Below are 25,568 nucleotides of genomic sequence, written 5' to 3' on the forward strand. Positions count from 1 at the left end.
GGTGCAGGCCGTGGGTGTCGCCGGCGTAGAGTCGGGCGAGGCGTAGCCACATGCTTTCCAGGCCGGGGTTCCAGGTGTCGCGGTCGAACAGGAAGTTGACCCGGTAGCGGCCTTCGAGGTCGATTTCGGCGTAAGGATCGTTGGCCTGGGGGTTGGTGATACGCGCGGGGATGGTGCCGGCGATTTGGGGTTTGGCCGGCAGCGGTGGACGAAAGCACACGGTTTGCAAGTAGGGGATGGCCTGGAAGTGCGCTTCGAAGCTGCGATCGCGGGCGGCCTGGGTGATCAGTTGGGTGATGACGCTGCCGGGCTCGAAGGCCTGGGGCGCGCCGCCGGAGATTTTCAGCACCTGGCCGGGTGCCAGGGTGGCGCTGCTGCTGATGCCGCTGAGTCGAGTCTGGGCATTGAGGTAGCGTTCGTGGCGCAGGCGGGCGTAGAAGTAGCCGCTTTCGCTTTGCAGGTCTTCGTCCTGGTCGTAGCGATCGCCGAGCACGGTGTAGGGTTCGGCGTAGTGGTAGGCCTCGCCGTAGTTGGTCGTGGCGCCGTGGGTCTGGTCGATTTCGCCGTCCAGATGGGCGCGGGCGTCACGGTGGTGGTAGGCGCGGATGTTGACGTGTTGCTCGACCACGGCGTGGCTCGATTGCAACTGCCAGACGCCGTCTTGCTGGTGGCTGTTGAGGCCCGATGGCGGGCGGTACGGCAGCTCGACGTCGAACTGGTAGGCGCGCTGGTCGTCGTGGAATTCGACGACGTCGATGTGCAGGCGATCGTTGCTGGTGAAGCGGTACCAGATGCCGACTTCGGCCAGCAGGCGGTCGATGAAGGCCAGGTCGCTTTCGCCGAACTGCATGACCTGTTCGCGCTTGGGGTAGTCGCGGTGCAGGTGGAAAAGAAAGTCCTGGCCTTCGAAGTCGTGACGACTGCGCAGGATGTGCTCGACGATTTCCGGCACGGATTGGTGCTGGTAGATGCGGAACTGTTGGCCCCTGCCCAGCCGTGCAAGACGCGGTTGCAGGGTGATTTCGTAGCGGGCTTCGTCGTTGGAGCCGGACAGGCGCTTGAAGCCGGTGATCACCCCGCGCAAGGTGCGCAGGGGGTTGATCTCGGGCTTGGGCAGGCCGCGAATGAACAGCGGTTGCACGGCGGCGAAGAGGCTGAACTGGGCGTGTTTGTTTAGCAGCTGCTCGGCACCGATGTCGAGTTCAGTGGAGGTGAACTCGATGAGGTAGGTGAAGGGTTGGCTGAGGCGTTCTTCGCCATGGAAGGCCAGGACGTTGAGGGGCAGGTCGACGCGGCGGACCTCGAGTTTGTGGCGGCTGTGGTCGAAGAAGGTGATCGGTGGGGTGAGCATGTTCAGGCCTTCCTGGTCTGTGATGAGGCGTCAGGAAGGGAGCCCTTCCCCCTGTTCCAAGGGGTAGAAAGCTTTCAAGAAATGGGTGCAATTTTATATAGGATGTTTCCGCGTGACGCGTAGGACGGGTCCGGGTTTTGGGGCGCTGTAGCTGTAGGAAAAATCGTGTTCTGGCGGGATGATTTGGCGTGGCTTCTTTACTGTGGGGGCCGTTCGGGCCCCATCGCGAGCAGGCTCGCCCCTACAGTTGAACGAGTTTTTTGGGGATTTTTTGTCTGGCTGGAAAATGGTATTGGGCATACTGAACCATCTTTCCAGATGGCCCTGTTTAATCGCCGTCAGCTTCACTTCTTGAAAGCTACATCACCTTGCGTGGATGCCTACAGGTACGCCAGAATCCGCCGGCTTGTGCGCCTTGGGTGCGGGCTCTATCGTGGGTCGGTCGCTGAAAAACAGCGATTGGGTTTGGTAGCCCGGCAATTAGGCGCAGAGCACTTCCATTAGCAGGACTTTAAGGTCTCTGTTTATGGCGGCCATGCGCAGGGCTCCTTCGGGGGCGCCGGGTCCTAATTGCCGGTCTACCAACCTACGTATGGCCGCCACCCTCGTTTGGTAGCGAGCGATGGCTCATTTGATACAATTAGGAGTTCGATCCATGCCCAAGGTAACGCCCAATCCGCCGGATATCGATCCGGTAGCATCCAGTGAAAAGCCCGATTCAAATAATCCTCAAAACAAAGCCAATCGCACGCCCTCAATCGCCGACATCAAAGCCACCCCGCACAAACTCTGCACCTTCTTCACCGTCAACCCCGACCTCGATAACGAAACCCTGCTGGCCTATGCCTGCGAGTCTCTGGCGTCGGCGAATGTGATGGCCACTGATCTGGTGGATCATTTGGAAGGGACGTCGCGTAATGCGTTGTTGGGGATCGCGCAGGCCATCATGCTGGGCGAGTTGGCGGTGAATCGGGTGTTGGATCGAATCGAGGCGTCTGAGTAGCGGTCGATTAGAAGATCAAAAGATCGCAGCCTCGTTTCACTCGACAGCTCCTACAAGGGAATGTCGAGTGCAACGAGGCTGCGATCTTTTGATCTTGTCCAATCCCCCTCAAGAAACGGAGTTCAAATGAAGACTGACTGGCAACAAATCCGAGACATGATGAACACCGTCATCGATAGCTGCGAGCAGCTCGAAGCGGCGGGACTCAGGGAAGAACATCGTGCCGCGACCGTGCACATCAACGGCGTCGATTACTCTGTTCAGGAGTTTCTGATCAGCGCCTGGACGTTGCCGGAGAATATCCGCTACCAGATCATTCGCGAGCGACACGACGCCGGGAATGATCTGCCTTACGTGCCAGAGGCGGCGCGGATTCTGGTCGCCATGGCGCAGGCGTGTGCGGAGCTTGTGGGGGCTCGGAACAGTGCTCCGGCCAAGACAGCCATTGAAGGGATGCAGCATTGGTACAAGGCGTATGCGGTGCCTCATATGATTGCGGCGATTGAGGGGGCCGGGAAGTAAGGGCGGGATGCTGCGATCATCAAGATCAAGATCAAAAGATCGCAGCCTCGTTTCACTCGACAGCTCCTACGCAGCTTCTAGCACCATCACCGTTCTCCTGGCCAGTACGTAATAGACAATCCCCGGCACCACCAGCCCCACGATCCATGAAATATCCACGCCGCCCAACTGCGCGACCATTGGGCCAGAGTAGAAGTGCGTGTCGACAAAAGGCAGCTGTACCAGCACGCCCATGATGTACACGCTGATCCCTGTCCTGTTCCAGCGACCGTATCGGCCGTTCGGGTTTGACAGTGCCGGGATGTCGTAGCGTTCCTTGTTGATGAAGTAGTAATCCACCAGGTTGATCGCGCTCCAGGGGGTGAAGAACGTCAGCAGGAACAGGATGAAGTACTTGAAGCTGTTGAGGAACGAGTACTGGCCCAGCAGCGCCAGTGTTGTCGAGGCCGCGACGATCGCCAGTACAAACAGCATGCGTTGCCTGGCGGTAATCTCCAGGCGGCCCTTGAAGCCGCTGATGATGGTTGCCACGCACATGAAGCTGCCATAGGCGTTGAGGGTGGAGACGGTGACTTTGCCGAACACGATGCTCAGGTAGAGCAGCGAAGCCATCAGGCCGGTGCTGCCCAGGCTGACGATGGTCGCCACTTCATGCCCGCGGAAATTGGCGCCCGTCAGTGCCGCTGCGAACACGCCCAGGACCATCGACGCCTGGGCGCCCAGCACGGTCCCCAGCCCCACGGCGGTGAAGGTTTTCCAGGAGGACGTCTTGCTGGGCAGATAGCGCGAATAGTCGGCGACGTAGGGGCCGAAGGCGATTTGCCACGAGGCGGAAAGCGACACCGCGAGCAGGAAGGTACTCCAGCCGAAGTGGCGATTGTCCAGCAGCAGGCCGATATCGTTGAGTGTCAGCAATCGGGTAAACAGGTAGACGAAGGCAATGATGCCCAGCACGCTGGCGACTTTGCCGACCAGATGAATCACTCGATACCCGAACATCGTCAACAGGGCGATGGCGGCGGCGAATATCAGAATGCCGGTGCTGTCGCTGACCTGGATCAACTGGGCAATCGCCTGCCCGGACAACACCGCCCCCGTGGCGCTGAACCCCAGGTACATCAGGCACACCAGCACGATCGGGATGGCCGCGCCGTAGACCCCGAACTGCACGCGACTGGAGATCATCTGCGGCAACCCAAGTCTGGGCCCCTGAGCCGCGTGCAGGGCGACGACGGCGCCGCCGAGCAGTTGGCCGATCAACAGGCCGATGAGGGACCAGAACACATCCCCCCCCAGCACCACCGCCAATGCGCCGGTGACGATCGCGGTGATTTGCAGGTTGGCGCCAAGCCACAGGGTGAACTGGCTGTAGAGGCTGCCATGACGCTCGGCCTCGGGAATGTAATCGATCGAACGGGTCTCGATCAGGGGGTTGCGTTGCGGACTGTCGCTGACCTTGGTCATTGCTGTGTGCTCTTCTGAGGAAGACGGATGTGGGGCGCGCAGGCTCATGCTTAGAACGTCTTGCTGGCGCTGGCGATGACCGTGGCGTTGCACAGATCGCCGTAGCCGTACCAGCTCGTGCATTCGCTTTTGGACAGGTCGGTATCGACGTAACTGAGGCCCCAGGTCACGCCGACGAAATCCCGGCTGACCTTGGCTTCCCACTCGTAGTAGGCGTTGCGGTTGTCGCCGCTGCCCGACCAGTAGGCCGGGTCTTTGACATCGCTGCGACCGACGCGCAGGTCGAGGCCAACCTCGGCTGGCAACGCGATCTTGTAGGCGAGGTAGGTGTAGAGCGTGTCCTGGTCTTCGCCGAAAATATTGGGGGTATCGTTGGAATAGTGGACGCCGAGCTTCACGCCATAGACATCAAGAATCCCGTAGACCTCACTGAAGTTGAACTGCCCTTCCTTGGGAAAGCTGTACTTGAGATAACCCAGGTCCAGGCTGATGGCGTCGGTCGCCTGCCAGTAGTAACCGGCGTAGTACTCGAGCTCCTGGCGGGTTTTGAATTCGCCGCCGAAATCGACGTTCGAGGTCCAGGTGCCGATGTACAGGCCGCTGCTGTGCACCAGCGTGGCGCTCGCCTGGATCGCGGGGTCGCCGAGGGTTTGCGAGACACCGCGGGAGCGATAGTCGCTGACGGCGGCCAGGCTCATGTCCAGGCTGAAGTCGTCGTTCAGGGCCAAGGCGTGGGAGGTCAAGGGTGCCAACAGCAAGCTGGCGAGGGTGCAGAGTGAGCGCGCGTTCATACAAATCTCTTATTTTTATGGAGGTACAGGAATGTCGGGCGTGCCGCTGCCGAACCCCTCGCAGGACGAGGAGCCGGGCAGTTTTTTGGGGTGTTGCGGGTGAAGGAGTGGTCAGGACGCGGGGGCGTAGACCTCTTTGCCGGCGAAGAAAGTTTTCAGCACTTGCGTGTCGAACAGCTCATCGTCGCTGACCTTGAACACGTCGCGGTCGAGGATGATCAGGTCCGCCTGTTTGCCCGGCAGCAGAGAGCCGATTTGCTTCTCCAGTCGCAAGGCTTTGGCCGCATTGAGGGTGTAGGCGTAGAACATGGTCTGGCGATCAATGCTTTCCTTGGCATTCAGCACGCCCAGTGGACCTTTGCGGGTGCTGGCCTGAGCGATGGCGTTCCACGGATTGGGGCTGGACACCGGCCAGTCGCTGCCGCCGGCGATGACAGCACCGGCGTTATGCAGTGATCGGGCGGGATACTGATAGCCATAGGCAAACGCGCTGATGTACGGCTTGACGAGCTCCACGGTGTAGCTTTCGCCAGTGGCCCACAGCAGCTGCATGGAGGCGATCACGCCCAGCTGCTTGAAGCGTGGAAACTCTTTGGGGTTGACCAGTTGCAAGTGGCTGATGCTGTGCGCCATCGGCGTCGGGTTCAGCTTGCGGGCGTATTCGAAACCATTGAGTGATTCACGCACCGCGCGGTCGCCGACGGCATGCATATGCACGATCCAGTCACGCTTTTCCGCCGCGACGACCAGCTCGCCGAAGTGCGCGGGATCGATCAGCAATTGTCCATCTTTATGGCTGTTCTTGAACGGTACGATCACCGCGGCGGTCTGCCCGGGGAACTCCAGGACACCGTCAGCGAAGACCTTGAGACCGGGGAACGTCACGTTGGGCACGCCCTCGAATTTCTTCATGACCTTGGCCAGCACTTCCAGGTCAGCCGGTGTGCTTTTCGGATTGGTCAGCAGCAGCGCGGCCACGTGGGCGCTGAGTTCGCCCTTCTGCGCCAGTTCGCGGTACAACGGCAGGACGCCGTAGCTCTGTTCGGTGGCCTGGAAATCGAACAACGAATCACCGCTGCCGGCATTCGCTGCAGCGTCCATCCAGGCGGTGACGCCGTATTGATTATTGACCCTGACGGCTTCGCGGGCCGCTTTAAGCATGACCTCGTCACTCGGTGCCGGAATCTGGCTGCGCACCAGATCCCAGCGCGACTCGGCAAAGTAACCCGTGGGCGTGAAATCCTTCTCGTGCCCGACGTAGCTGCGCTCTTTTTCCGACAGGCCCTTGACCAGTGCGGCGTCTATTTTCAGGCGCTTGAGCATGGCGTTGTTGGCCCAGCCGGTGTGCCCGTCAATACCGCTGAGCACCAAGGGCTGATCGGCCCAGCGGCCCTGATTGAAGCGTTGGCCGAGCTCACGGCTTTTCTCCCAGTAGGCCGAACTTACGCCCGCGATGCTGACCACATCACCGGCCCGAGCACGCCCCGCCTGCTCCTGTTCGATGATCCATTGTTCAAGTTCCGGCAGCGGCTTGACCTCGTCCAGCAGCGTCGCGCCCATACTGTCGAATGCGGCGACGATCGGGTGGCTGTGACTGTCGATCATGCCGGGCATCAACACTTTGCCCGCCAGATCGATTCGCCGGGTGCGCTCATCCGCCAGGGCGTTGATTTGGGCGTCAGTGCCCACTTGAAGAATCTTGCCGTCTTGTACGGCGACGGCCTGAACCAGCGCCTGACCCGGTTCGGCGGTGAATACTTTGCCGTTGAACAGGACCAGGTCTGCGGCGGCCATCGCTTGCACGGACGACAACGCGAGGGCTGCGGCCAACAGGTTTGGAATGAATCGTTGCATGGGAACGCTCTCTTATAGGTTTTTATTGAGCCGTCGAAATGACTGACGCCTGTGACAACGCTTTCGGATCAAGGCTCGCGAACGGCGCCTTGGCCCACACGACCTTGCCGCCAACGACGGTCAACAACACCTCGTTGCGGCCCAACGCTTGCTCGGGCACCTGCATGAAGTTCTTGTCCAGGACGATCAGGTCGGCGAACTTGCCCACTTCGAGCGAGCCGACAACGGTGTCCAGTTTCAGTTGTTCGGCGGCGTTCATCGTGATGGTCCGCAGCACCTCGGTGCGGGACAGCGCCGGGTCGGCATTCAGCTTGCCGGCATAGTTGGGCCCATAGCTGTGAGGGTTCTGAGGGTCGCCAGCGCGGGTAACGCCAATCTTCAGTGCAAGGAATTCGTCGAGCGGATCGACCGGCCAGTCGCTGCCATAGGCCACGCGACCGCCAGCATCGGCAATGCTGCCCGAAGGCTCCATGCGGGAAAACCGCGCCGGGCCCAGATGGTCGCTGGTGCCGTCAATGGTGGACGGTGCCTGCTGGGCCCACTGGAAGGACATGGTGGCCGTCACGTCCAGCGCCTTGAAGCGCGAATAGTCCGCGGGATCAACCGATTCGGCGTGGGCGATGGCCGGACGAAAGCCGTTACCCGGCAGTTGCTGGCGCACGTATTCAATGCTGTTGAGTGAATCACGCACGGCGCGTTCGCCGGTGGCGTGAAGATGCGGATCAAGGCCGGCCTGCACGGCTTTGAGCATCAGTGGATTGAGTACTTGCGGCGGGAAGTACAGCTCGCCGAGGTTTTTGCCGGGCGCCCACTTCGGCGCCTTTTCGGTGCCGGTGTTGCGCAGGTACGGCGTCAACATCGCGCCCGTGTCCGCCGGTGCGTTGATGATCCCGTCCATGAACAGCTTGACGTGGCGCATGCTCACGCCCGGCGCCGGCTTGGCTTCTCCCTGGTCGTAAATGTCGGCCAACGCCTTCGCCTCGGCAATGGTTTTCGCCGGGTCCGCCGCCGCCGCGGACGGGTCCAGCTTGATCGCCAGCAGGGCTCGCGCAGTGAGTTCGCCCGACTGTTGCAACTGAGTGAAAGCCTTGCCGCTTTCGGGCCCCGACAAGGCATCGAAGAAACTGGTGATCCCTTGCTGGCGCATGGCGTCGAGCGCGGCGCGTGTCTGCTTCAACTTCTCGGCGTCAGTGGCGGGTGGCACCACGAGCGCCATGGATTCGGCGGCACCGTCCTCGCAGATACCGGTCGGATTGCCCGCGCTGTCACGGGCATACTTGCCGTCACCAGGATCGGCTGTGCGCTTATCGACGCCGGCAACCGCCAGGCCGCGGGAGTTGACCAGCACGGTATGGAAATCACTGGAGCGGACCTGAATCGGACGTTGGGTCTTGAGCGCGTCCAGGGTCGACTTGTCGGGGTCGCCATCGAGTCCGTGCATGCCCATTCGGTCCCAGCTGCCGACTTCCAGCCACACATCGGGGCCTTTGTCCTTCTCGGCGTCCAGGCATGCCTGAATGGTTTGCTGAAAGACCTTGCGGGTCATCGTCTGGTACTTCAGATCGCACAGGGTCATGGCGCGACCGCCGTCGCCCGGATGCATATGCGCATCGACGAAGCCCGGCATCACCATGCGTCCAGCCAGGTCGATCAACCGGGTGTGTGGGCCGATAAATGATGAAACGCCGGCATCGCTACCGACGTAGACGATCTTGCCGCCCGACACGGCGATCGCCTGTTGCACCGAATTCTGACCGTCGACGGTGTAGACATAACCATTGCGCATGATCGTGTCTGCGGCGCTCGAACCTTGTGTCTGACACCCCACCAGCGCCACACAGGAAAATGCCGTTGCCGCCGTCACTGCGATACACAGCCTGGAAAATTTCACCTGCCTCACCTCTGTTTTTATAGTTTTGGAAGCGCCCGAACAGACTGCCGTGCAAGCCCCTGATATGCAGGGCATACCCTATAGGGTGCGGCAGTCGAATGGACCTCTACAAATGAGGAGGGTGAGGTTAATAAACCGCAATGCCGGGCATGTTGCCAACCGGGTCTATTCAGATTTTACCAGCGGGTTTGCAGCGGGTGAGCGCAGCGCCGAGCCCAATTCAACCTTGCTCTTCACACCAAGCTGCACATAGCAGTTGCGCAAATACGTGCGAACGGTCGCCGGGCTCAAGACAAGGATTTTTGCGATTTCCTTGTAGGAATGGCCGGCCGCGAACAGCATCGCCGCCGTGCGCTCACGGGGTGCAAGCACGACGCCACGTGACAGTGTTTCGAGGGACAGAATCACATGATCGCCGTTGGGTGTGAGCGTCAGCGCACAGCGACCGAGGCGCATCACGCATGGCGCTTTTGCCAACTGTGCAACCACCTCGAGAGGCAGCGTTGAACCACTCCACCGAGGCAGTTCGTGCTGGATCGCCGCACACAACGATGCGCCGATGTACAGCAAGCTGCCGTCCAGGCGGGCCACCCCGAAATCGCTGGCGCCATTCACCGTGTCGAAGCGAATCATGTCCTGCACCTGGAACCGCCACAGTTGCAGCAAGTGATCGCAGAATGCCGAGAACAAACCGGCCTCGCCTTCATCGAACGCGAGCTCATGCTGGCCCCGATACAGGCAGACGAAGAACATCAATCCACTCTCGGGCAACTCGAAGGTGATGCACATCGCGTGGAGCAGATCGTGACGTCGCGCAAAGGCGCTGACGCCCTCGTCGAGATCGTCGTATCCGCTCTCTCGCACGACCACGCCAGGCTGGCTCAAGGTGTTATGGGAGAAGGTGTCCGCGTCCGCGCCCTTGTGCCACTCGAAGGCGAAGGACTCGGGCAGATCGATGCGCCCGTGCATCCAGCTCCTGGGAGGGATATTGCCCCCCGAAGCGGACATCTCGCCCCACCAGGCTGATGCGAAGGGCACCAGCGAGCGAAAGGCTTGCAGGCCCTCGTCGATGAATCGGGAAGAGCCGTTGTCCCGAGCGAGTCGGCCCAATTGCAATACACAGAGATTGAACGCCTTTAGCGTTGCCATCGATACCTGCGCATCGACCTGATTGCCCTCCTCCATTGCTTCTGATCCTGTGCACTACACGTCGTATTATTTTGACGATGACATAGGCGTAGCAAGTGCGTCCAGCCCAAGGTAGCCAAGGGCAGCGATTCGGTACGTATGGCGTCAACGAGGGGCTTGGCCGAACGAACCTTGCTGGCGATCTCCGAAAAAGGCGTGACTATCAGGCTGTAGATCGACCCATACCGGTCTCGGTCCTGGTCGCCGATGCCAAACCGCAGCGTTTCGGGCTTCGACGTGGTCACGTACAGCGTGCCGAACATCCAGTCCCACAGGGACATGTTGATGCCGAAGTTTTTGTTGAAGTGCCGTGGTGCATCGCTGTGATGGATCTGGTGCTGGGCCGGGCTGTTCAGCACATGTTCGACCAGCGGCCCGAACGAGAACCATACGTGGCTGTGACGCAGGTTCGCCGCCAGACCGTTGAGGATGAACACCATGTAGGTCACGCCGAACAACGTGTAGCGGCTGACTTCCCCGCCACAGGCGTACCAGACGACGCCGGCATAGAGGCTGATGACGATTGTGGAAGAGAGCTTTTCCACAATCTTTTCCACGAAATGCACCCGGCTGGCGGTGGCGGGTACAAGGACACTCGCCGAATGATGGACTTTGTGGAAAGCCCAGAGCCATCGGGTGTGAAAGGCGCGATGGGACCAGTAGTTGATGAAATCCTTCAGCAGGAATACGCCCATGCCGTAGAGCAATGAGAGTGCGAGGTGAGCCTGCATTTGCACGCGGGCGCCCCAGAGGTTTGTGAAGAACGCGATGTAGTCGCCGGAGCGCAGGATGAGTGGGTCTACCAGGCCGACAATGGGCAGCACCAGCGCGATTTTGAGGATGGCGCGTACGAAGTAGTAACGGTAATCCAGCAACGCGGATTGGTGAAAATGCACCCGGTGGCCGCCGATGAATTGCCAGAAGGATTGCGCGTGGGTCAAACCGCGATGCTTCCTGTATCGATACAGGCAATAGGCAATGGCGTACGAGATGGACAGGAACAGCACACCTAACCGGCCGTTCACATCAAAGAGGCTAAGGAACTGGTGGCTGACAGGCTTGATCACCCACAAGATCAGGTAGTCAACAAGTGCTGTGAATGCATCCACGACGGGTTCGCCTCCTTCAAGGGAAGGGCGTGGGGTTCGATGAAGCAGGCGATAAGTGTAGCCCCGCCTCGACTGCTTGCACCCTCCTTCGCTCATCACTCGATCGATAAATGCCGTGCCTGCTGGCTCTTTCGCTATGTAGTTTTGTATATTGCGTCACTCAAATCCCGAAGACAGCCGTTCATGAGCCGCATTCGCCAGCACAATCTGCATGTCATTCTGGAGGCCGCCAGCGCAGAGTTCGCCGCCAAAGGCTTCGACGCCACCCAGACGCGGGACATCGCAGCGCGGGCGGGTGTGCCTAAGGCCAATCTCTATTACTACTTCCGGAGCAAGGAAAGTCTTTACGCCAAGGTGCTTCTCGGGTTTGTCGAGCCACTGCTTGAAGCCTCGGCGGTGCTGCGCGAGAGCGATGACCCGGTTGCGGGATTGCAGGCCTACATTGCCGCACGGATCCGGATCGCCCGGGAGCATCCGCATATTGCGAAGGTGTTCAGTGGGGAGTTGTTACTGGGTGGCCGGCAATTGCCCGAAGAATGTCGGGACCTGCTGTATGCCGAGGCACGACGCAATGTCGAATGCCTGCGCAGCTGGATTGCTCGGGGGTTGCTGGCGCCGGTGGACCCGGAACACCTGATGCTGTTCATTTGGTCGGCGACGCGCACCTACACCAACCTGGGTTGGCAGATGGCGCATATCACGGGCCGGGAGACGCCGCGGGATGAGGATTATCGGGATGCAGCGGCGACCGTTACTCGCTTGGTGCTGGGCGGTGTGGGGCCGGTTGCGGTGGATGAGGGGAAGCGGTTGATGTTTGCCACTTGAGATTGTTGGGGATTGTTGGGAATTAGGGAATTGTTGGGGACTGCTGCGCAGTCCAGCGGGAGTAAACTCCCTCGCCACAGTGGTTATCTGCAGGAATTTCTTATGGTGCTCTTGAGGCAGTACGTCGGCTCGAGCGCTCAGCAAATCCCTGTGGCGAGGGAGTTTATCGAATCGTCGCACCGTCCCGCTCGGCTGCGCAGCAGTCGTCGCTTCATCTCTCGCCATCGAAAAACGATTTCAGAATTTGATTTCGCTCGCCTTTGTGACATCGATTCGGGCGACCGAACCCGTCAAGTGCGCCAGATCTTTGTTGTGTTCGGCAATGATGTCTTCGGCCGCCATATTCCCATTGTCCACCGTCGAATGTGCATCAGCGGCAAGCACCACGTCATAGCCCAGTGTGTGCGCCTGGCGCACGGTGGCATTCACGCAATAGTCGGTTTGCAGCCCGCAGATGATCAGGCGTTCAACCCCCTTCTCTTGCAGTAACGTCCCCAGATTTGTGTGGTAGAACGAGTCGCCCGTGGTTTTGCGTACGCGCAGGTCCTCATCTGAGGTCACCAGCCCTTCCGCAAGTTGCCAGCCTTCGCTATTGAACTTCAACAAGTCGCCCTCTTCCTCGTGCTGGATGAGGATGACGGGGATGTTGGCTTTTCTGGCCTTGGCACTGAGTCCGTTGATGGTGTCGATGATGCGTTTGATATCGAAGCATTCGTATTCGCCGGCACACAGAGCGCGCTGTACGTCGATGATCAGCAGGGCGGTGCTCATGGTCTTCCTTCCTTCCTTGAAATGTCGGTGGGACAAGGGGACAGAAAATAGATCCGTCCCCTTCTAAAAACAACCCTTAATAACCGAGCGACAACCCGGTGTTGCGTCGTGGGTCGTTCGCGCCGTAGAAACGGTTTTTGCCGACCGGTTTGCCTTCCAGCGAAGGGGCGCCGACCAGAATGGCCGCCACGTGGTTGGCATCCTGCGGCCCGGCGAACTTGTGGCCCATGGCTTCGAGCATCTTCACCGTGTCGGGACTGGTGGTGAAGGTTTCCAGGTTGGTTTCTTCCGGCAGCCATTGCTGGTGGAAACGTGGGGCATCGACCGCTTCCTGGATGTTCATGCCGTAATCGATCACGTTGAGGATGGTCAGCAGCGTCGCGGTGATGATGCGGCTGCCACCGGGGGTGCCGACGACCATCACCACCTTGCCGTCCTTGGTGACGATGGTCGGGCTCATCGACGACAACGGCGCCTTGCCGGGGGCGATGATATTGGCTTCACCCTGGACCAGGCCGTACATGTTCGGCACGCCGATTTTCGAGGTGAAGTCGTCCATCTCATCATTGAGAATGACCCCGGTTTTACTGGCCATGACGCCAGCACCGAACCAGTCGTTGAGGGTGTAGGTCACCGACACCGCGTTGCCCCATTTGTCGACGATGGAATAGTGCGTGGTGTTGCTGCCTTCATGGGGCGCGACGCCGGGTTTGATCTCGCGGGAAACGCCGGCCTTTTTAGGGTCGATGGCCGCACGGATTTTGGTCGCGTAGTTTTTATCCAGCAGGTGCTCGATCGGATTCTTCACGAAGTCCGGGTCACCCAGGTAGCTGTTGCGGTCCACATAGGCGTGGCGCATGGCTTCGATCTGGTAGTGCATGCCCTGGGCCGAACGGTAACCCAGGTCTTTCATTGGGTAGCCGTCGAGGATGTTCATGATTTCGCAGATGACCACGCCACCGGAGCTTGGCGGAGGTGCCGAGACCACGTGGTAACCGCGATAGTCGCACTCCACCGGAGCCAGTTCGCGGGTCTTGTATTTGTCGAGGTCGGCCTGGGTGATGATGCCTTTGTTGGCCTGGCTGGACGTGACGATGGCGTCGGCGACCCACCCTTTGTAGAAGCCGTCAGCGCCTTTCTCGGAAATTTCCCGCAGGGTTTTGCCGAGGTCTTTTTGCACGAGCTTCTGGCCGACCTGCATCGGTTCGCCATTGCTCAGGAAGATCGAGCCGGAGTCCTTGATGTCTTTCTTGAAGACATCGGTGGCGTACTCCAGCAAGTCGACATCACCCTGCTCCAGCACAAAACCGTCTTCAGCCAGTTTGATCGCCGGGGCGATCACGTCCTTGCGGGGTTTGGTACCGTATTTGGACAGCGCCAGCTCCATGCCCGATACAGTGCCCGGCACGCCGACCGCCAGGTGGCCGCGGGTACTCAGATCAGGGACGACATTGCCCTCTTTGTCGAGGTACATGTCGGCAGTCGCCGCCAGAGGGGCTTTTTCGCGAAAATCGAGGAAGGTCTTGCGTCCATCGGCCAGCTGGATGGTCATGAAACCACCGCCGCCCAGGTTGCCCGCTGCGGGATACACCACCGCCAGCGCGTAGCCGACCGCGACGGCTGCATCGACAGCGTTGCCGCCGTTCTTGAGCACATCGACACCCACGTGACTGGCCAGGTGCTGGGCAGTGACGACCATACCGTTTTCGGCCGCGACCGGGGCCACGGAAGCCGCGTAAGTACTGAGGCAGCTGAGCGCCAATGAGGTCGCTATCAGCGATTTGGCAAAAGGTTCGAACTTCATGATTCGGTCTCTTTTTTTGTTTTTTGGCTCTGCCCAGGACAGAGGGAACGCTTCAGGAGCAGTAGCCAGTATGGCTAAGATTGCGTATTGCGCCTCCCCGACCAGGCAGTATCCTTAACGCTTGTTCAACAAATCGGCGCGGCCTGCGATATGACCTACATCTGCACAACCCTGGCGTCCCCGGTCGGTGAGCTGAAGCTGGTCGCGAATGGCTCACGCCTGGTCGCCATCCTCTGGGAAAACGACGCACCGGGCCGCGTGCGACTGGGGTCCATGAGCGAATCGACGGACAATCCGATCCTTTTGCGCACGGCCGAACAGCTGCGCGAATATTTTGCCGGCACCCGTGATCACTTCGAGCTGGAGCTGGAATTTGCCGGTACGGAATTTCAGAAGAAGGTCTGGGCAGCGCTGTTGACGATTCCGTTCGGCGAGACCCGCAGCTATAGCCAGATCGCCATGCAGATCGGCAATCCGAGCGCGGTCCGCGCAGTGGGTGCGGCGAACGGGAAGAATCCGATATCGATTGTCGCGCCGTGCCATCGGGTGATTGGGGCGTCGGGGAAGTTGACGGGGTTTGCGGGGGGGCTGGAGGCGAAGGCGTTGTTGTTGCGGTTGGAGAGGGCCAAGCGGTCAGGTACCGGCATGACCGGCGATCTGTTCGAGCAGCCAATACATAACGTGTAGCAGCTGCCGAGCCTGCGAGGCTGCGTCCGACTGCGCAGCAGTCGCAAACCTTACGCAACGGTGTGTCAGTCAAACGACAGCGCCAGAGAATACGACTGCTGCGCAGTCGGACGCAGCCTCGCAGGCTCGGCAGCTGCTACAGGGATCGTGGGCGCTTCAAGGTCAGGTCGTTGCGAAGATGTTTTTCATCGCGGCGTACTGCAACAGCATGATGGTTTTCGCATCGCAGATTTCACCGCGGTAGAACGCTTCGAGTGCGTCGTCGAAAGTCCATTCCAGCACTTCGAGCTCTTCGGTTTCTTCCTCCAGTCCGCCGCCCTCGCTGACCTTCGACGCGGCGTCATATTCGGCGATGAAAAAATGCAGTTTTTCAGTAACTGAACCGGGGCTCATGTACGCCTCGAACACCTTCTGCACATGGTGCACGCGATAACCGGTTTCTTCCTCCGCTTCATCGCGGATGCGTACTTCCGGCGCTGCACCGTCGAGCAACCCCGCCGCCACTTCGATCAGCAAGCCGTCATGCCCGTTGACGAACACTGGCAAGCGGAACTGGCGAGTCAGTACGACGGTTTTCTTCGCACGATTGAACAGCAGAATCGCCGCGCCATTGCCGCGGTCATAGACCTCACGGGTCTGGCGCTGCCACTCGCCGTTGTTGCGAAGGTAATCAAAGGTGATTTTCTTCAGCAGGTACCAGTCGTGGGACAACACCTCAGATTCTACGATGTTGACCCGTTCAGCTGTATTCGACATGACAACGCGTTCCTGCTCCATTGGAAAGCCAGCATCTTAGGCGAAAAACCACCTCAGGAAAGCTGCGCTTCGTACTCCTTTACGTACTGCCCGGCCAGCGTTTCCTTCTGCTTGTCACTCAGGAGCTTGCCGGCCATCTGGAAGAACTTTTGCTCTTCCTCCTTCAGGTGGTGATGGACCTTTTCGGACAGTTTCTTCGCCATGGCGAGCCAGGCCGGGCTGGACATCTCGGTCTCGTCGAGGGTTTCCATCATCTCGTCCATCTCGTGGTGTTCAGAGATGGCATGGCGGCTGAGGTCGACGCCGTTGTCGAACTCCATCAGCGGAATGTAAAAATGCCGTTCCTCTGCGGTTTCGTGGGCCTGCAGTTCCGCCTTCAGCTGCTTGTAAGCTTCGACCCGCTCAGGGGTGTCGCCGCTGGTCTTGATCAGCGCGTCGGCATAGGTACGTTGACGGTCGTGGCTTTCACGCAAGGCTTCAAAAATATTCACGGAGTGTCCTCATCGGCAGCGTTCTCGAATGACGCTATTTAGGCTAGACATTCGCGCTGCAGCGACAGTTCCACGTGAAGCTCTGGATCAATCACCCATCGCCGCGCTACGCTTGCACCCTTCTCTCATGGCCATAAGGATTTAGCTGATGACACTGCGAATTGAACAATCGCAAGACCCCACGGACGACGAGCGCCAGGCGATTCGCCTGCCCTTGCGCGCCTACAACGCCTCAAAGGCTGGCGTCACGGTCGACGAGCCGATTGCCTTGCTGGTGCGCAATGAGCACGACGACATTCTCGGCGGGTTGTACGCCTCGGTGTTCTATCAGTGGATGTATATCGAGCTACTGTCGGTGCCGGAACACGCGAGGGGTCAGGGATTGGGATCACGGCTGATGCAGATGGCCGAAGAGTTGGCACGGGAGAAGGAATGCGTCGGGATCTGGCTCGACACCTTCGAATTCCAGGCGCCGGGCTTTTACAAGAAGATGGGTTACAGCGAGCTGGGACATATTGCCGATTACCCGCCGGGGCACAAGCGCTTCTTCTTTCAGAAGCGGTTGATCAACGACGTTTAGCGACTGCGCCAATTATGTAATCGACACCTGATCCTTTGTAGGAGTGAGCCTGCTCGCGATAGCGGTAGGTCATTCAACATTTATGTCGACTGACCTACCGCTATCGCGAGCAGGCTCACTCCTACAAGGGGGATCAGGCTGAATTCAGAGGCAGGTCGCCAGCGCCGCCAACCGGCGCTTGGCAACGAAATCATCCTGCTGCGCGTAGTAGCTCAGCACCGTCCCCGAAGCATCCAGTGTCACGTCCACGAAAGACTCCGCCGCACGGGTGTAAACGGTCGTCCCACCCTTCTCGCCCGGCTGCAGGTAGGCGCCGGCATCGTCACCAAACACCGCTTCGTCCTGCCAGGAAAACTGCACGCACTGGGCAACGACTTTTTCCGGCTTGTCCGACTTCAGGGTTTTGTACGGGGTTTTGGTGCGAGCATCGTTCATCACCGAGCCGGCGCAACCCGCCAGCAAGGTTGCGGCCAGCGCCACCATCAGAATTCGCATTGCATTCGCTCATCAGGAAAAAAGCGGACTGTATCACCCGGGCACGGCGTTTCGTTCTGCTTTACTTCATATATAACGCGACACCGGAGGGCGATTCGCTCACCCTGTCGCGCCATTAACCTCGCAACGCCCCATTTCCGGGCGCATTTTCTGGAAAGGCCATGACACCCAACGCCGAATACTACAAACCCACCGCTGAATATGCCGACAAGCTGATCAGCCAGATTGGCCAGACGCCGTCCTGGATCGCCAAGCGCATCGGGGTGACCGACAAGCGCATTCGCTACATCCTCGACGGCGAACGCACCGTCAAAGGCGAAACCACGCCGATCCAGATGACCTATCCCGAGCAGTTTGCCCTCGAATGCCTGGCCGCAGCAGCCAAGGCCAGCAAGAAGCAATCCACGTAGTTTCGTTATCAAGGAGCGACCATGGCGGCAACCGAACAGCAACACGAGCAGGCGCTAGAGAAGTTTCTCGATGAGCGTCCTGAACTGCGCGTCGAACTCGACAACCTCAATCCGCTATTGGCTCAGGCCAAGGGCGAAACCGCGGCGCAGTTTCGCGACGAACGTTTGCATGAAGCCTTTGAAGCCGAGGCTGAGCGGCTTGGATTGTTTGCCTGGGAGCTCACGCTGCAACTGACCGCCGAGACTGATCAGGACTATCAGGCGCAGCGTCTGGAAGTGCACAAGGAAGTGGCCGAGATGGCGGGTATGGACTGGCTGGAATATTGCGAGTTATATGGACTGGGCAAGTAACCCTGTTTGCTGCTGCCTGAGGACGACCTTCGCCAATGCTGCCATCCCTCTCCACTGAACGCGCCAGCCCGGGCCATCTGCATGCCAGGAAATGGCGCGGACGCATCGGCCTGTCGCTGGTTGCCGGCCTGTCGGTGCTCGCCGGCATGACTGACGCCATCGGCTTCATGGCCAGTGGCGATTTTGTCTCGTTCATGAGCGGCAACACCACCCGCCTCGCGGTGGCCATCAGCGACGGAGACATGGGGCTGACCCTGCGTTTGCTGATCCTCGTCGCCACCTTCATCCTCGGCAACGCGTTGGGTATTGTCGTCAGCCGCCTGGGTGGGCGCCGGGCGCTGCCCTTGTTGCTGTGCATCGCCATGCTGCTCTGTGGTGCCGCAGCCTGGCCTTATGACGATCAATTGCCGGCGCTGCTGGCCGCGATCATCGCCATGGGCATGCTCAATGCGGCCGTGGAAGAGGTGAACGGATTGCCGGTCGGGCTGACGTACGTCACCGGCGCGTTGTCGCGGTTTGGTCGTGGGCTAGGCCGATGGATGCTGGGCGAACGACGCAGCGGCTGGCGGGTGCAGTTGATCCCGTGGACCGGGATGTTTGCCGGCGCGGTGCTGGGCGCGTTGCTCGAGCATCATCTCGGGCTCAAGGCGCTGTTTGTCAGCGGGCTGCTGGCTGGGGGGATCGGGGTGTTGTCCTTGATGATTCCGCGGCGCTGGCAGTTGGGGTATATGCCGCGCTGAACCCAATGTAGGAGCTGCCGAAGGCTGCGATCTTTTGATCTTGCTCTAAAAAATCAAAGTCAAAAGATCGCAGCCTGCGGCAGCTCCTACAGGTGCTCCCTGTGTATCTGACGAGTAGCTTCCAGGCAAAGCCCCTTAGCCGCCCCACCGATAAAGCTTTATCATGCACGCAGTTTTGCTGATCGAGTCCGCCATGAAGTTCGCCATTGCGCTGTTTTCCGCCGCCCATGCGCCCTCCTCGCGCCGCGCCTTGCTGTTCGCCCAGGCTGCGTTGGCTGGGGGGCATGAGATTGTCCGGCTGTTTTTCTACCAGGATGGCGTCTACAACGCGTCCGCCAGCGTGGTCACCCCCCAGGATGAGCTGGATGTGCCCCGGCAATGGCGCGCCTTTGTCACCGACCATCAGCTCGACGGTGTGGTGTGCATCGCCGCGGCCCTGCGCCGTGGCGTGCTGAACGAGGAAGAGGCCAAGCGTTATCAACGCGACGCTGTATCGGCAGGCGCGCCTTGGGAATTGTCCGGTCTGGGTCAGTTGCACGACGCAGTGCAGGACGCCGACCGCCTGATCTGTTTTGGAGGCGCCTGACATGCCCAAATCCTTGTTGATCATCAGCCGCCAGGCCCCCTGGTCCGGGCCGAACGCGCGGGAAGCACTGGACATCGTCCTGGCTGGCGGCGCCTTCGATCTGCCCATCGGCCTGCTGTTTCTCGATGACGGCGTGTTTCAGCTCGCGGCAAAACAGGACGCCAAGGCCCTGCAACAGAAAGACCTGAGTGCAAACCTGCAGGCCTTGCCGATGTTCGGTGTCGAGCAATTGTTCGTCTGTGGCGACAGCTCGGCAGCGCGAGGGCTGGAGGGTTTTTCACTGGCAGAAGCCCAAATGCTGTCCGCCGCTGAAATCACCGCACTTATTGACCGTTACGACCAGGTGATCACCCTCTGATGTCGACTTTGCATGTGTTGTCTCATTCCCCTTTCGGCGACGATCGCCTGACCAGTTGCCTACGTGTTATCGGCACCGACGATGGGCTGCTGCTGTCGGGCGATGCGGCGTACGCCTTGCAGCCAGGCACTGCACCCTTCGGCGTCTTGAGCGCCCGTGGCCTGAAACTGTTCGTGCTGGCAGAAGATGCTCAGGCACGGGCGATTTCGGTTCCAGACTGGGCAATCGGCGTGGATTATCCGGCCTTCGTCGACCTGTCGATCCACTACGACAAGGTCAACAGCTGGCTATGAATTCGCTGACAGTCGGCGCCCGCGCCATCGAACTGGACAAGGACGGTTTCCTGGTCGAACTCAGTGACTGGTCTGCCGACGTGGCGAGTGCCCTGGCGGCGGCGGAAGGCATCGAGCTGAGTCCTGATCACTGGGAAGTCCTCGAACTGCTGCGCAGCTTTTACGCCGAATTCCAGCTGTCCCCGGCCACGCGCCCGTTGATCAAGTACACCGCATTGAAGCTCGGCCCGGAAAAAGGCAACAGCCTGCACCTGAACCGACTGTTCAAAGGCACCCCTGCCAAACTCGCCGCAAAACTGGCGGGCCTGCCCAAACCGACGAATTGCTTATGACCGACTATCCAGCGCTGACCCTCGAAACGCCCGCCGAGCATCCGTTCGCCCAGTTCGTGCGCATCCTTGGCAAAGGCAAGCGCGGCGCGCGTGATTTGACCCGTGAGGAAGCCCGCGAAGCCATGGGCATGGTGCTCGACGACAAGGTCGAGGAAACCCAGCTCGGCGCATTCCTGATGCTGCTGCGGCACAAGGAAGAAAGCGCCGAGGAAATGGCCGGGTTCACCGAAGCCTTGCGTCAGCGCCTGAATCCACCGGCAATGGCGGTCGATCTGGACTGGCCGACCTACGCAGGTAAAAAACGTCATCTGCCGTGGTACCTGCTCGCGGCCAAATGCCTGGCGCAGAATGGCCTGCGGATTTTCATGCACGGCGGCGGCGCGCACACGGCCGGTCGGTTGTACAGCGAGCAACTACTGGCGCAATTGCAGATCCCGCTGTGCCGCAACTGGCAACAGGTGGGCGCCGCGCTGGATAACGGCGGGCTGGCATTCATGCCGCTGGTGGACTGGGCACCGCAGTTGCAACGGATGATCGACCTGCGCAACACCTTGGGGCTACGTTCGCCCATCCATTCATTGACGCGAATCCTTAATCCGCTGAGCGCCCGTTGTGGCTTGCAAAGCATCTTCCACCCCGGCTATCAGGCGGTGCATCGCGATGCCAGCGGCTTGCTCGGCGATACCGCTATCGTGGTGAAAGGCGACGGCGGCGAGATCGAGATCAACCCGGATGCCGACAGCCACTTGTACGGCACAACGGGCGGCGAAAGCTGGGACGAGGAATGGCCACAGCTTTCCAGCCAGCGTCACGTCAAACCCGCCTCGCTCGACCCTGAGCATTTGAAAGCGGTGTGGCGTGGTGATGTGGTCGACAGCTACCCGCAAATGGCATTGATCGCGACCATGGCCCTGGCGCTGCGCGGCCTCGGTCAAACCCGGGAGCAGGCCTTTGAAACGGCTCAACACTACTGGGACGCTCGGGACAGATCGATTTAACCGATCATAACCGCCCAACCTTTGCGCTTTTTGTTCGAACCTATGCGCATAGACTCCTCTCCAACGCTTATTGATTGAGGAGTCTTGGACATGGGTTTGTTAGTAGAAGGACGCTGGCAGGACCAGTGGTACGAAAGCAGCAAGGACGGCGCGTTTCAGCGTGAGCAGGCGCAGCGTCGCCACTGGGTGACCACCGACGGCCAGCCCGGCCCGAGTGGCATCGGGGGCTTTGCGGCTGACGCCGGGCGCTATCACCTCTACGTCTCGCTTGCGTGTCCGTGGGCGCATCGCACGTTGATCCTGCGCAAACTCAAAGGCCTCGACAGCTTGATCGACGTGTCGGTGGTCAGTTGGTTGATGCTCGAAAACGGCTGGACCTTTGACCAGTCGCTCGGCTCCACCGGCGACAAACTCGAGCACTTCGACTTCATGCATCAGCGCTACACCGCCGACACCGCTGACTACACCGGGCGTGTGACCGTGCCTGTACTGTGGGACAAGCAACAAAATCGCATTGTGAATAACGAATCGGCGGAGATCATCCGCATGCTCAACAGTGCATTTGATGAGTTGACCGGCAATGACCTGGACTTCTACCCGGCGCCATTGCGTGGCGAGATTGATGCGCTGAACGAGCGTATTTATCCCGCGGTTAACAACGGCGTGTACCGCGCAGGCTTTGCCACGTCGCAGCAGGCGTACGAAGAAGCGTTCGATGAGGTGTTTGCCGAGCTGGACCGATTGGAGTCGTTACTGGGCGCCAATCGTTACCTGGTCGGGGAATATTTGACCGAGGCGGACATTCGGCTGTTCACCACGTTGATTCGCTTTGATGCGGTGTATCACGGGCATTTCAAATGTAACCTGCGGCGGATTGCCGACTATCCGAACTTGTCGAACTGGCTGCGTGAGCTTTATCAGTGGCCGGGAATTGCCGAGACGGTGAACTTTGAGCACATCAAAAAGCACTACTACGGCAGCCACAAGACGATTAATCCGACGGGGGTTGTGCCTAAGGGGCCGGCGCAGGATTTCAATGCACCGCATGATCGGGCGCGGTTGAGCGGGAAAGGGGTTTGGCGCAAGGCCTGAGATCTGGAAATGATCTGATGGCCTCATCGCGAGCAGGCTCACTCCTACATTGGATCTGTATTAAGCACAAAATTTGTGGCTTCACACGGTCGAAATGTGGGAGTGAGCCTGCTCGCGATGGGGTCCACTCGGTCTTCAGACCTGCGCCTGAGCCCCTTCGAACCACGCCAGTTTCTCGCGCAGTTGCACCACTTCCCCGACGATCACCAAGGTGGGCGCATGCACTTCGTGCTCCGCCACCAGCCGAGGCAGGTCCGCCAGGGTGCCGGTGAATACCCGCTGATTGACGGTGGTGCCCTGCTGGATCAGCGCCGCCGGCGTATCGGCTGCTCGGCCATGCTTGATCAATTGCTCGCAAATGATCGGCAAGCCCACCAGCCCCATGTAGAACACCAGGGTTTGCGCCGGCGCGACCAGGTCGGCCCAAGGCAAATCTGTGGAACCGTCCTTCAGGTGCCCGGTGACGAAACGCACTGACTGCGCATAATCGCGGTGCGTCAGCGGAATACCGGCATACGCCGCGCAACCGCTGGCTGCCGTGATACCCGGCACGACCTGGAACGGGATGCCATGGGCCGCCAGCTCTTCGATCTCTTCACCGCCACGACCGAAGATGAACGGATCACCGCCCTTCAAACGCACGACGCGCTTGCCAGCCTTGGCCAGATCTACCAACTGCTGGTTGATCTGATCCTGAGGCACTGCGTGATCGGCGCGACGCTTGCCGACGTAAACCCGCTCGGCATCGCGACGGCACAAATCCAGAATCGCCGGCGCGACCAAACGGTCGTACAGCACCACGTCGGCTTGCTGCATCAGACGCAAGGCGCGGAAAGTCAGCAGGTCCGGATCACCCGGCCCGGCACCGACCAAATACACTTCACCGGTTTTTGCTGGCGGCTCGCCAGCGATTTTCGCCAGCAGCAAGCGCTCGGCTTCAGCGCCCTGCCCGGCCAGTTGCCGGTCGGCAATCGGGCCCTGAAACACATCTTCCCAAAACGCCCGGCGCTGCTGCACATCCGGAAGCAGGTTTTTGACCTGAGTACGAAAGCGCGCAGCCAGGCCGGCCAGTTGTCCGTAGGTGGAAGGTATCCAGGTTTCCAGCTTCGCCCGAATCAACCGCGCCAGCACCGGCGCATCGCCGCCACTGGAGACGGCGATGATCAGTGGGGAACGATCGACGATCGCCGGGAAGATCACGCTACACAGGGCTGGCGCGTCCACCACATTGACCGGGACACAGCGCCGATGAGCATCGGCGGAGACTTGCGCGTTCAGCGGCTCGTCATCGGTGGCGGCAATGATCAGCCCGCAACCGTCCAGGTCCGTCTCGATATAACCGCGCAACACGCACTCGCCACCGCTGCCGGCAACCAGTTCGCGCAATTGCGGCTCGATTTCAGGTGCAACCACGCGCAGCAGAGCACCGGCTTCGGCCAGCAGGCGGGATTTGCGCAAGGCAATCTCCCCCCCACCGACGACCAACACACGACTGCCGCGAAGGTTGTGAAACAGCGGCAGATAGTCCATTTAGCCGATGACCTCCAGGCCACCCATGTACGGCTTCAGCACGTCCGGCACACGGATCGAACCGTCGGCCTGCTGGTAGTTCTCCAGCACGGCAACCAGGGTACGACCGACCGCCAGGCCGGAACCGTTCAGGGTGTGAACCAGTTCAGGCTTGCCGGTTTCCGGGTTGCGGAAACGCGCTTGCATACGACGGGCCTGGAAGTCGCCGCAGTTGGAGCACGACGAAATCTCGCGGTACTTGTCCTGGCTCGGGATCCACACTTCCAGGTCGTACGTCTTGACCGCACTGAAACCCATGTCGCCGGTGCACAGCGCCAGGGTGCGATAAGGCAGCTCGAGCAGTTGCAGGACTTTCTCGGCGTTGGCGGTCAGGCCTTCCAGCGCTTCCATCGACGTCGACGGCTCAACGATCTGGACCATTTCGACCTTGTCGAACTGGTGCTGACGAATCATCCCGCGGGTATCACGACCGGATGCACCGGCTTCACTGCGGAAGCACGGCGTGTGCGCGACGAACTTGATCGGCAGCAATTTCGAATCAACGATTTCGCCGGCAACAATGTTGGTCAGCGAGACTTCGGCCGTCGGAATCAGGTACAGATCCGCTTCACCTTCGCGAGCGATCTTGAACAGGTCTTCTTCGAACTTCGGCAGCTGACCGGTGCCTTGCAACGCCGGCGCCTGGACCAGGTAAGGCGTGTAAGCCTCTTCGTAACCGTGTTCGGTGGTGTGCAGGTTGATCATGAACTGCGCGAGAGCGCGGTGCAGACGAGCGATCGGGCCGCGCAGCAGGGCGAAACGGGCGCCCGACAGTTTGGCGGCGGTTTCGAAGTCCAGCCAGCCGAACTTCTCGCCGAGGGCCACGTGGTCCTGAACCGGGAAATCGAACGCGGTCGGGGTGCCCCAACGGCGTACTTCGACGTTGTCGTCTTCATCCTTGCCGACGGGCACGGATTCGTGGGGCAGGTTCGGGATGCCGAGCAGGATCGAGTCCAGTTCGGTCTGGATCGCGTCCAGCTCCACTTTACCGGCGCTCAACTCATTCGCCATGCGCTCGACATCAGCCATCAGCGGCGCGATGTCTTCACCGCGCTGCTTGGCCTGGCCGATGGATTTGGAGCGCGCATTACGGTCAGCCTGCAGTGCTTCGGTGCGGGTCTGAACGGTCTTGCGCTGTTCTTCCAGCGCTTCGATGCGCGCAACATCCAGGGCAAAGCCACGGGATGCCAGGCGGTCCGCTACGTCCTGAAGGTTGCTACGTAACAGTTTGGAATCGAGCATGTCGGTCTCTCGTTA

At 60.0% G+C, this 25,568-nt stretch carries 28 protein-coding genes; 14 read left to right on the forward strand and 14 right to left on the reverse strand.

Annotated elements, in window-relative coordinates:
• Window positions 1-1,351, reverse strand: a 1,351-nt coding sequence (vgrG, locus tag GBC55_RS19905; protein ID WP_247266959.1) for a type VI secretion system tip protein VgrG, incomplete at its 3' end; no start/stop codon positions are given.
• 655 nt (window positions 1,352-2,006) lie between these two features.
• Here vgrG and GBC55_RS19910 point away from each other — a divergent pair.
• Both GBC55_RS19910 and GBC55_RS19915 read left to right on the forward strand, forming a co-directional pair.
• Window positions 2,007-2,354 (forward strand): DUF6124 family protein, encoded by a 348-nt coding sequence (locus GBC55_RS19910; protein ID WP_162438516.1) that lies wholly within the window; start codon window positions 2,007-2,009, stop codon window positions 2,352-2,354.
• A 126-nt stretch (window positions 2,355-2,480) separates the two neighbouring features.
• Complete coding sequence (locus GBC55_RS19915; RefSeq protein ID WP_162438517.1) at window positions 2,481-2,876, forward strand: hypothetical protein; 396 nt, start codon at window positions 2,481-2,483, stop codon at window positions 2,874-2,876.
• Between the two features lie 66 nt (window positions 2,877-2,942).
• On the opposite strand, the gene GBC55_RS19920 is transcribed toward GBC55_RS19915, so the two are convergent.
• From GBC55_RS19920 to GBC55_RS19945, 6 genes are all read right to left on the reverse strand, one after another.
• Entirely contained in the window at window positions 2,943-4,340 is a 1,398-nt protein-coding gene (locus tag GBC55_RS19920) for a cytosine permease (protein WP_162438518.1), read from the reverse strand.
• A gap of 50 nt (window positions 4,341-4,390) precedes the next feature.
• On the reverse strand, window positions 4,391-5,131 hold the full coding sequence (locus GBC55_RS19925; RefSeq protein ID WP_162438519.1) for a TorF family putative porin: 741 nt from the start codon (window positions 5,129-5,131) through the stop codon (window positions 4,391-4,393).
• 111 nt (window positions 5,132-5,242) lie between these two features.
• Complete coding sequence (locus tag GBC55_RS19930) at window positions 5,243-6,985, reverse strand: amidohydrolase (protein ID WP_162438520.1); 1,743 nt, start codon at window positions 6,983-6,985, stop codon at window positions 5,243-5,245.
• A 22-nt stretch (window positions 6,986-7,007) separates the two neighbouring features.
• On the reverse strand, window positions 7,008-8,876 hold the full coding sequence (locus GBC55_RS19935) for an amidohydrolase (RefSeq protein WP_162438521.1): 1,869 nt from the start codon (window positions 8,874-8,876) through the stop codon (window positions 7,008-7,010).
• A 165-nt stretch (window positions 8,877-9,041) separates the two neighbouring features.
• Window positions 9,042-10,061: a helix-turn-helix transcriptional regulator gene (locus GBC55_RS19940; RefSeq protein WP_162438522.1), complete on the reverse strand. Its 1,020-nt coding sequence runs from the start codon at window positions 10,059-10,061 to the stop codon at window positions 9,042-9,044.
• Window positions 10,013-11,173, reverse strand: coding sequence for a sterol desaturase family protein (locus tag GBC55_RS19945; RefSeq protein ID WP_162438523.1), 1,161 nt, complete (start codon window positions 11,171-11,173; stop codon window positions 10,013-10,015). The genes GBC55_RS19940 and GBC55_RS19945 overlap by 49 nt, the downstream gene beginning before the upstream one ends.
• Before the next feature lie 183 nt (window positions 11,174-11,356).
• On the opposite strand from GBC55_RS19945, the gene GBC55_RS19950 reads away from it, so the two are divergent.
• Window positions 11,357-11,998, forward strand: a complete 642-nt coding sequence (locus tag GBC55_RS19950) for a TetR/AcrR family transcriptional regulator (protein ID WP_162438524.1) — start codon at window positions 11,357-11,359, stop codon at window positions 11,996-11,998.
• 237 nt (window positions 11,999-12,235) lie between these two features.
• Here GBC55_RS19950 and GBC55_RS19955 read toward each other — a convergent pair whose 3' ends face one another.
• Together GBC55_RS19955 and ggt are read right to left on the reverse strand one after the other, a co-directional pair.
• A complete protein-coding gene (locus GBC55_RS19955; protein ID WP_162438525.1) occupies window positions 12,236-12,769 on the reverse strand; it encodes a cysteine hydrolase family protein in 534 nt (177 codons plus the stop codon).
• Between the two features lie 76 nt (window positions 12,770-12,845).
• Entirely contained in the window at window positions 12,846-14,573 is a 1,728-nt protein-coding gene (ggt, locus tag GBC55_RS19960; RefSeq protein WP_162438526.1) for a gamma-glutamyltransferase, read from the reverse strand.
• Between the two features lie 150 nt (window positions 14,574-14,723).
• Between ggt and GBC55_RS19965 the strand changes: the two genes are divergently transcribed.
• Window positions 14,724-15,260 (forward strand): methylated-DNA--[protein]-cysteine S-methyltransferase, encoded by a 537-nt coding sequence (locus GBC55_RS19965; protein WP_162438568.1) that lies wholly within the window; start codon window positions 14,724-14,726, stop codon window positions 15,258-15,260.
• A 162-nt stretch (window positions 15,261-15,422) separates the two neighbouring features.
• Here GBC55_RS19965 and GBC55_RS19970 read toward each other — a convergent pair whose 3' ends face one another.
• Both GBC55_RS19970 and GBC55_RS19975 read right to left on the reverse strand, forming a co-directional pair.
• Window positions 15,423-16,016 carry an NUDIX domain-containing protein gene (locus tag GBC55_RS19970; RefSeq protein WP_162438527.1) on the reverse strand — a complete coding sequence of 198 codons (594 nt, stop codon included), beginning with the start codon at window positions 16,014-16,016 and terminating at the stop codon, window positions 15,423-15,425.
• Between the two features lie 53 nt (window positions 16,017-16,069).
• Complete coding sequence (locus GBC55_RS19975) at window positions 16,070-16,507, reverse strand: hemerythrin domain-containing protein (RefSeq protein WP_162438528.1); 438 nt, start codon at window positions 16,505-16,507, stop codon at window positions 16,070-16,072.
• 148 nt (window positions 16,508-16,655) lie between these two features.
• Here GBC55_RS19975 and GBC55_RS19980 point away from each other — a divergent pair, with 148 nt between their 5' ends.
• Window positions 16,656-17,087, forward strand: a complete 432-nt coding sequence (locus GBC55_RS19980) for a GNAT family N-acetyltransferase (RefSeq protein ID WP_162438529.1) — start codon at window positions 16,656-16,658, stop codon at window positions 17,085-17,087.
• A 144-nt stretch (window positions 17,088-17,231) separates the two neighbouring features.
• Here the strand turns inward: GBC55_RS19980 and GBC55_RS19985 are convergent, their stop codons facing one another.
• A complete protein-coding gene (locus GBC55_RS19985) occupies window positions 17,232-17,582 on the reverse strand; it encodes a hypothetical protein (protein WP_162438530.1) in 351 nt (116 codons plus the stop codon).
• Window positions 17,583-17,743: 161 nt separating this feature from the next.
• Between GBC55_RS19985 and GBC55_RS19990 the strand changes: the two genes are divergently transcribed.
• The 9 genes from GBC55_RS19990 (at window position 17,744) to GBC55_RS20030 (ending at window position 22,742) form a co-directional block, all read left to right on the forward strand.
• Window positions 17,744-17,992 carry a hypothetical protein gene (locus GBC55_RS19990; protein ID WP_162438531.1) on the forward strand — a complete coding sequence of 83 codons (249 nt, stop codon included), beginning with the start codon at window positions 17,744-17,746 and terminating at the stop codon, window positions 17,990-17,992.
• Between the two features lie 21 nt (window positions 17,993-18,013).
• Entirely contained in the window at window positions 18,014-18,343 is a 330-nt protein-coding gene (locus GBC55_RS19995; RefSeq protein WP_162438532.1) for a DUF6388 family protein, read from the forward strand.
• Window positions 18,344-18,378: 35 nt separating this feature from the next.
• Window positions 18,379-19,083: a YoaK family protein gene (locus tag GBC55_RS20000; RefSeq protein ID WP_162438533.1), complete on the forward strand. Its 705-nt coding sequence runs from the start codon at window positions 18,379-18,381 to the stop codon at window positions 19,081-19,083.
• Window positions 19,084-19,276: 193 nt separating this feature from the next.
• The gene (gene tusD / locus GBC55_RS20005) at window positions 19,277-19,669 is read left to right on the forward strand and encodes a sulfurtransferase complex subunit TusD (RefSeq protein WP_162438569.1); all 393 of its coding nucleotides are present in this window, start codon (window positions 19,277-19,279) and stop codon (window positions 19,667-19,669) included.
• A gap of 1 nt (window position 19,670) precedes the next feature.
• A complete protein-coding gene (tusC, locus tag GBC55_RS20010; protein WP_162438534.1) occupies window positions 19,671-20,027 on the forward strand; it encodes a sulfurtransferase complex subunit TusC in 357 nt (118 codons plus the stop codon).
• Window positions 20,027-20,320 (forward strand): sulfurtransferase complex subunit TusB, encoded by a 294-nt coding sequence (gene tusB / locus GBC55_RS20015; RefSeq protein ID WP_162438535.1) that lies wholly within the window; start codon window positions 20,027-20,029, stop codon window positions 20,318-20,320. Before tusC ends, tusB begins: the two co-directional genes overlap by 1 nt.
• On the forward strand, window positions 20,317-20,652 hold the full coding sequence (locus GBC55_RS20020) for a TusE/DsrC/DsvC family sulfur relay protein (RefSeq protein WP_162438536.1): 336 nt from the start codon (window positions 20,317-20,319) through the stop codon (window positions 20,650-20,652). Before tusB ends, GBC55_RS20020 begins: the two co-directional genes overlap by 4 nt.
• Window positions 20,649-21,650 (forward strand): glycosyl transferase family protein, encoded by a 1,002-nt coding sequence (locus GBC55_RS20025; RefSeq protein ID WP_162438537.1) that lies wholly within the window; start codon window positions 20,649-20,651, stop codon window positions 21,648-21,650. Before GBC55_RS20020 ends, GBC55_RS20025 begins: the two co-directional genes overlap by 4 nt.
• A 90-nt stretch (window positions 21,651-21,740) precedes the next feature.
• Window positions 21,741-22,742, forward strand: coding sequence for a glutathione S-transferase family protein (locus tag GBC55_RS20030; protein WP_162438538.1), 1,002 nt, complete (start codon window positions 21,741-21,743; stop codon window positions 22,740-22,742).
• 135 nt (window positions 22,743-22,877) lie between these two features.
• Here the strand turns inward: GBC55_RS20030 and cysG are convergent, their stop codons facing one another.
• Complete coding sequence (gene cysG, locus GBC55_RS20035) at window positions 22,878-24,272, reverse strand: siroheme synthase CysG (protein ID WP_162438539.1); 1,395 nt, start codon at window positions 24,270-24,272, stop codon at window positions 22,878-22,880.
• The gene (gene serS / locus GBC55_RS20040; protein ID WP_162438540.1) at window positions 24,273-25,553 is read right to left on the reverse strand and encodes a serine--tRNA ligase; all 1,281 of its coding nucleotides are present in this window, start codon (window positions 25,551-25,553) and stop codon (window positions 24,273-24,275) included. It lies immediately after the preceding gene.
• Window positions 25,554-25,568: the final 15 nt, after the last annotated feature.

Source organism: Pseudomonas sp. TNT3 (genome assembly GCF_010095445.2).
Classification (GTDB): Bacteria; Pseudomonadota; Gammaproteobacteria; order Pseudomonadales; family Pseudomonadaceae; genus Aquipseudomonas.

What these genes read in the sequence shown, in the direction of transcription:
- tusB (WP_162438535.1), top strand. Translation starts at nt 20,027, where the DNA reads ATGTCGACTTTGCATGTGTTGTCTCATTCCCCTTTCGGCGACGATCGC.
- GBC55_RS20000 (WP_162438533.1), top strand. Translation starts at nt 18,379, where the DNA reads ATGCTGCCATCCCTCTCCACTGAACGCGCCAGCCCGGGCCATCTGCAT.
- GBC55_RS19940 (WP_162438522.1), bottom strand. Translation starts at nt 10,061, where the DNA reads ATGGAGGAGGGCAATCAGGTCGATGCGCAGGTATCGATGGCAACGCTA.
- tusC (WP_162438534.1), top strand. Translation starts at nt 19,671, where the DNA reads ATGCCCAAATCCTTGTTGATCATCAGCCGCCAGGCCCCCTGGTCCGGG.
- cysG (WP_162438539.1), bottom strand. Translation starts at nt 24,272, where the DNA reads ATGGACTATCTGCCGCTGTTTCACAACCTTCGCGGCAGTCGTGTGTTG.
- GBC55_RS20025 (WP_162438537.1), top strand. Translation starts at nt 20,649, where the DNA reads ATGACCGACTATCCAGCGCTGACCCTCGAAACGCCCGCCGAGCATCCG.
- GBC55_RS19990 (WP_162438531.1), top strand. Translation starts at nt 17,744, where the DNA reads ATGACACCCAACGCCGAATACTACAAACCCACCGCTGAATATGCCGAC.
- GBC55_RS20020 (WP_162438536.1), top strand. Translation starts at nt 20,317, where the DNA reads ATGAATTCGCTGACAGTCGGCGCCCGCGCCATCGAACTGGACAAGGAC.
- GBC55_RS19970 (WP_162438527.1), bottom strand. Translation starts at nt 16,016, where the DNA reads ATGTCGAATACAGCTGAACGGGTCAACATCGTAGAATCTGAGGTGTTG.
- GBC55_RS19965 (WP_162438568.1), top strand. Translation starts at nt 14,724, where the DNA reads ATGACCTACATCTGCACAACCCTGGCGTCCCCGGTCGGTGAGCTGAAG.
- GBC55_RS19915 (WP_162438517.1), top strand. Translation starts at nt 2,481, where the DNA reads ATGAAGACTGACTGGCAACAAATCCGAGACATGATGAACACCGTCATC.
- GBC55_RS19955 (WP_162438525.1), bottom strand. Translation starts at nt 12,769, where the DNA reads ATGAGCACCGCCCTGCTGATCATCGACGTACAGCGCGCTCTGTGTGCC.
- serS (WP_162438540.1), bottom strand. Translation starts at nt 25,553, where the DNA reads ATGCTCGATTCCAAACTGTTACGTAGCAACCTTCAGGACGTAGCGGAC.
- ggt (WP_162438526.1), bottom strand. Translation starts at nt 14,573, where the DNA reads ATGAAGTTCGAACCTTTTGCCAAATCGCTGATAGCGACCTCATTGGCG.
- GBC55_RS19950 (WP_162438524.1), top strand. Translation starts at nt 11,357, where the DNA reads ATGAGCCGCATTCGCCAGCACAATCTGCATGTCATTCTGGAGGCCGCC.
- GBC55_RS20030 (WP_162438538.1), top strand. Translation starts at nt 21,741, where the DNA reads ATGGGTTTGTTAGTAGAAGGACGCTGGCAGGACCAGTGGTACGAAAGC.
- GBC55_RS19995 (WP_162438532.1), top strand. Translation starts at nt 18,014, where the DNA reads ATGGCGGCAACCGAACAGCAACACGAGCAGGCGCTAGAGAAGTTTCTC.
- GBC55_RS19930 (WP_162438520.1), bottom strand. Translation starts at nt 6,985, where the DNA reads ATGCAACGATTCATTCCAAACCTGTTGGCCGCAGCCCTCGCGTTGTCG.
- GBC55_RS19920 (WP_162438518.1), bottom strand. Translation starts at nt 4,340, where the DNA reads ATGACCAAGGTCAGCGACAGTCCGCAACGCAACCCCCTGATCGAGACC.
- tusD (WP_162438569.1), top strand. Translation starts at nt 19,277, where the DNA reads ATGAAGTTCGCCATTGCGCTGTTTTCCGCCGCCCATGCGCCCTCCTCG.
- GBC55_RS19910 (WP_162438516.1), top strand. Translation starts at nt 2,007, where the DNA reads ATGCCCAAGGTAACGCCCAATCCGCCGGATATCGATCCGGTAGCATCC.
- GBC55_RS19985 (WP_162438530.1), bottom strand. Translation starts at nt 17,582, where the DNA reads ATGCGAATTCTGATGGTGGCGCTGGCCGCAACCTTGCTGGCGGGTTGC.
- GBC55_RS19925 (WP_162438519.1), bottom strand. Translation starts at nt 5,131, where the DNA reads ATGAACGCGCGCTCACTCTGCACCCTCGCCAGCTTGCTGTTGGCACCC.
- GBC55_RS19980 (WP_162438529.1), top strand. Translation starts at nt 16,656, where the DNA reads ATGACACTGCGAATTGAACAATCGCAAGACCCCACGGACGACGAGCGC.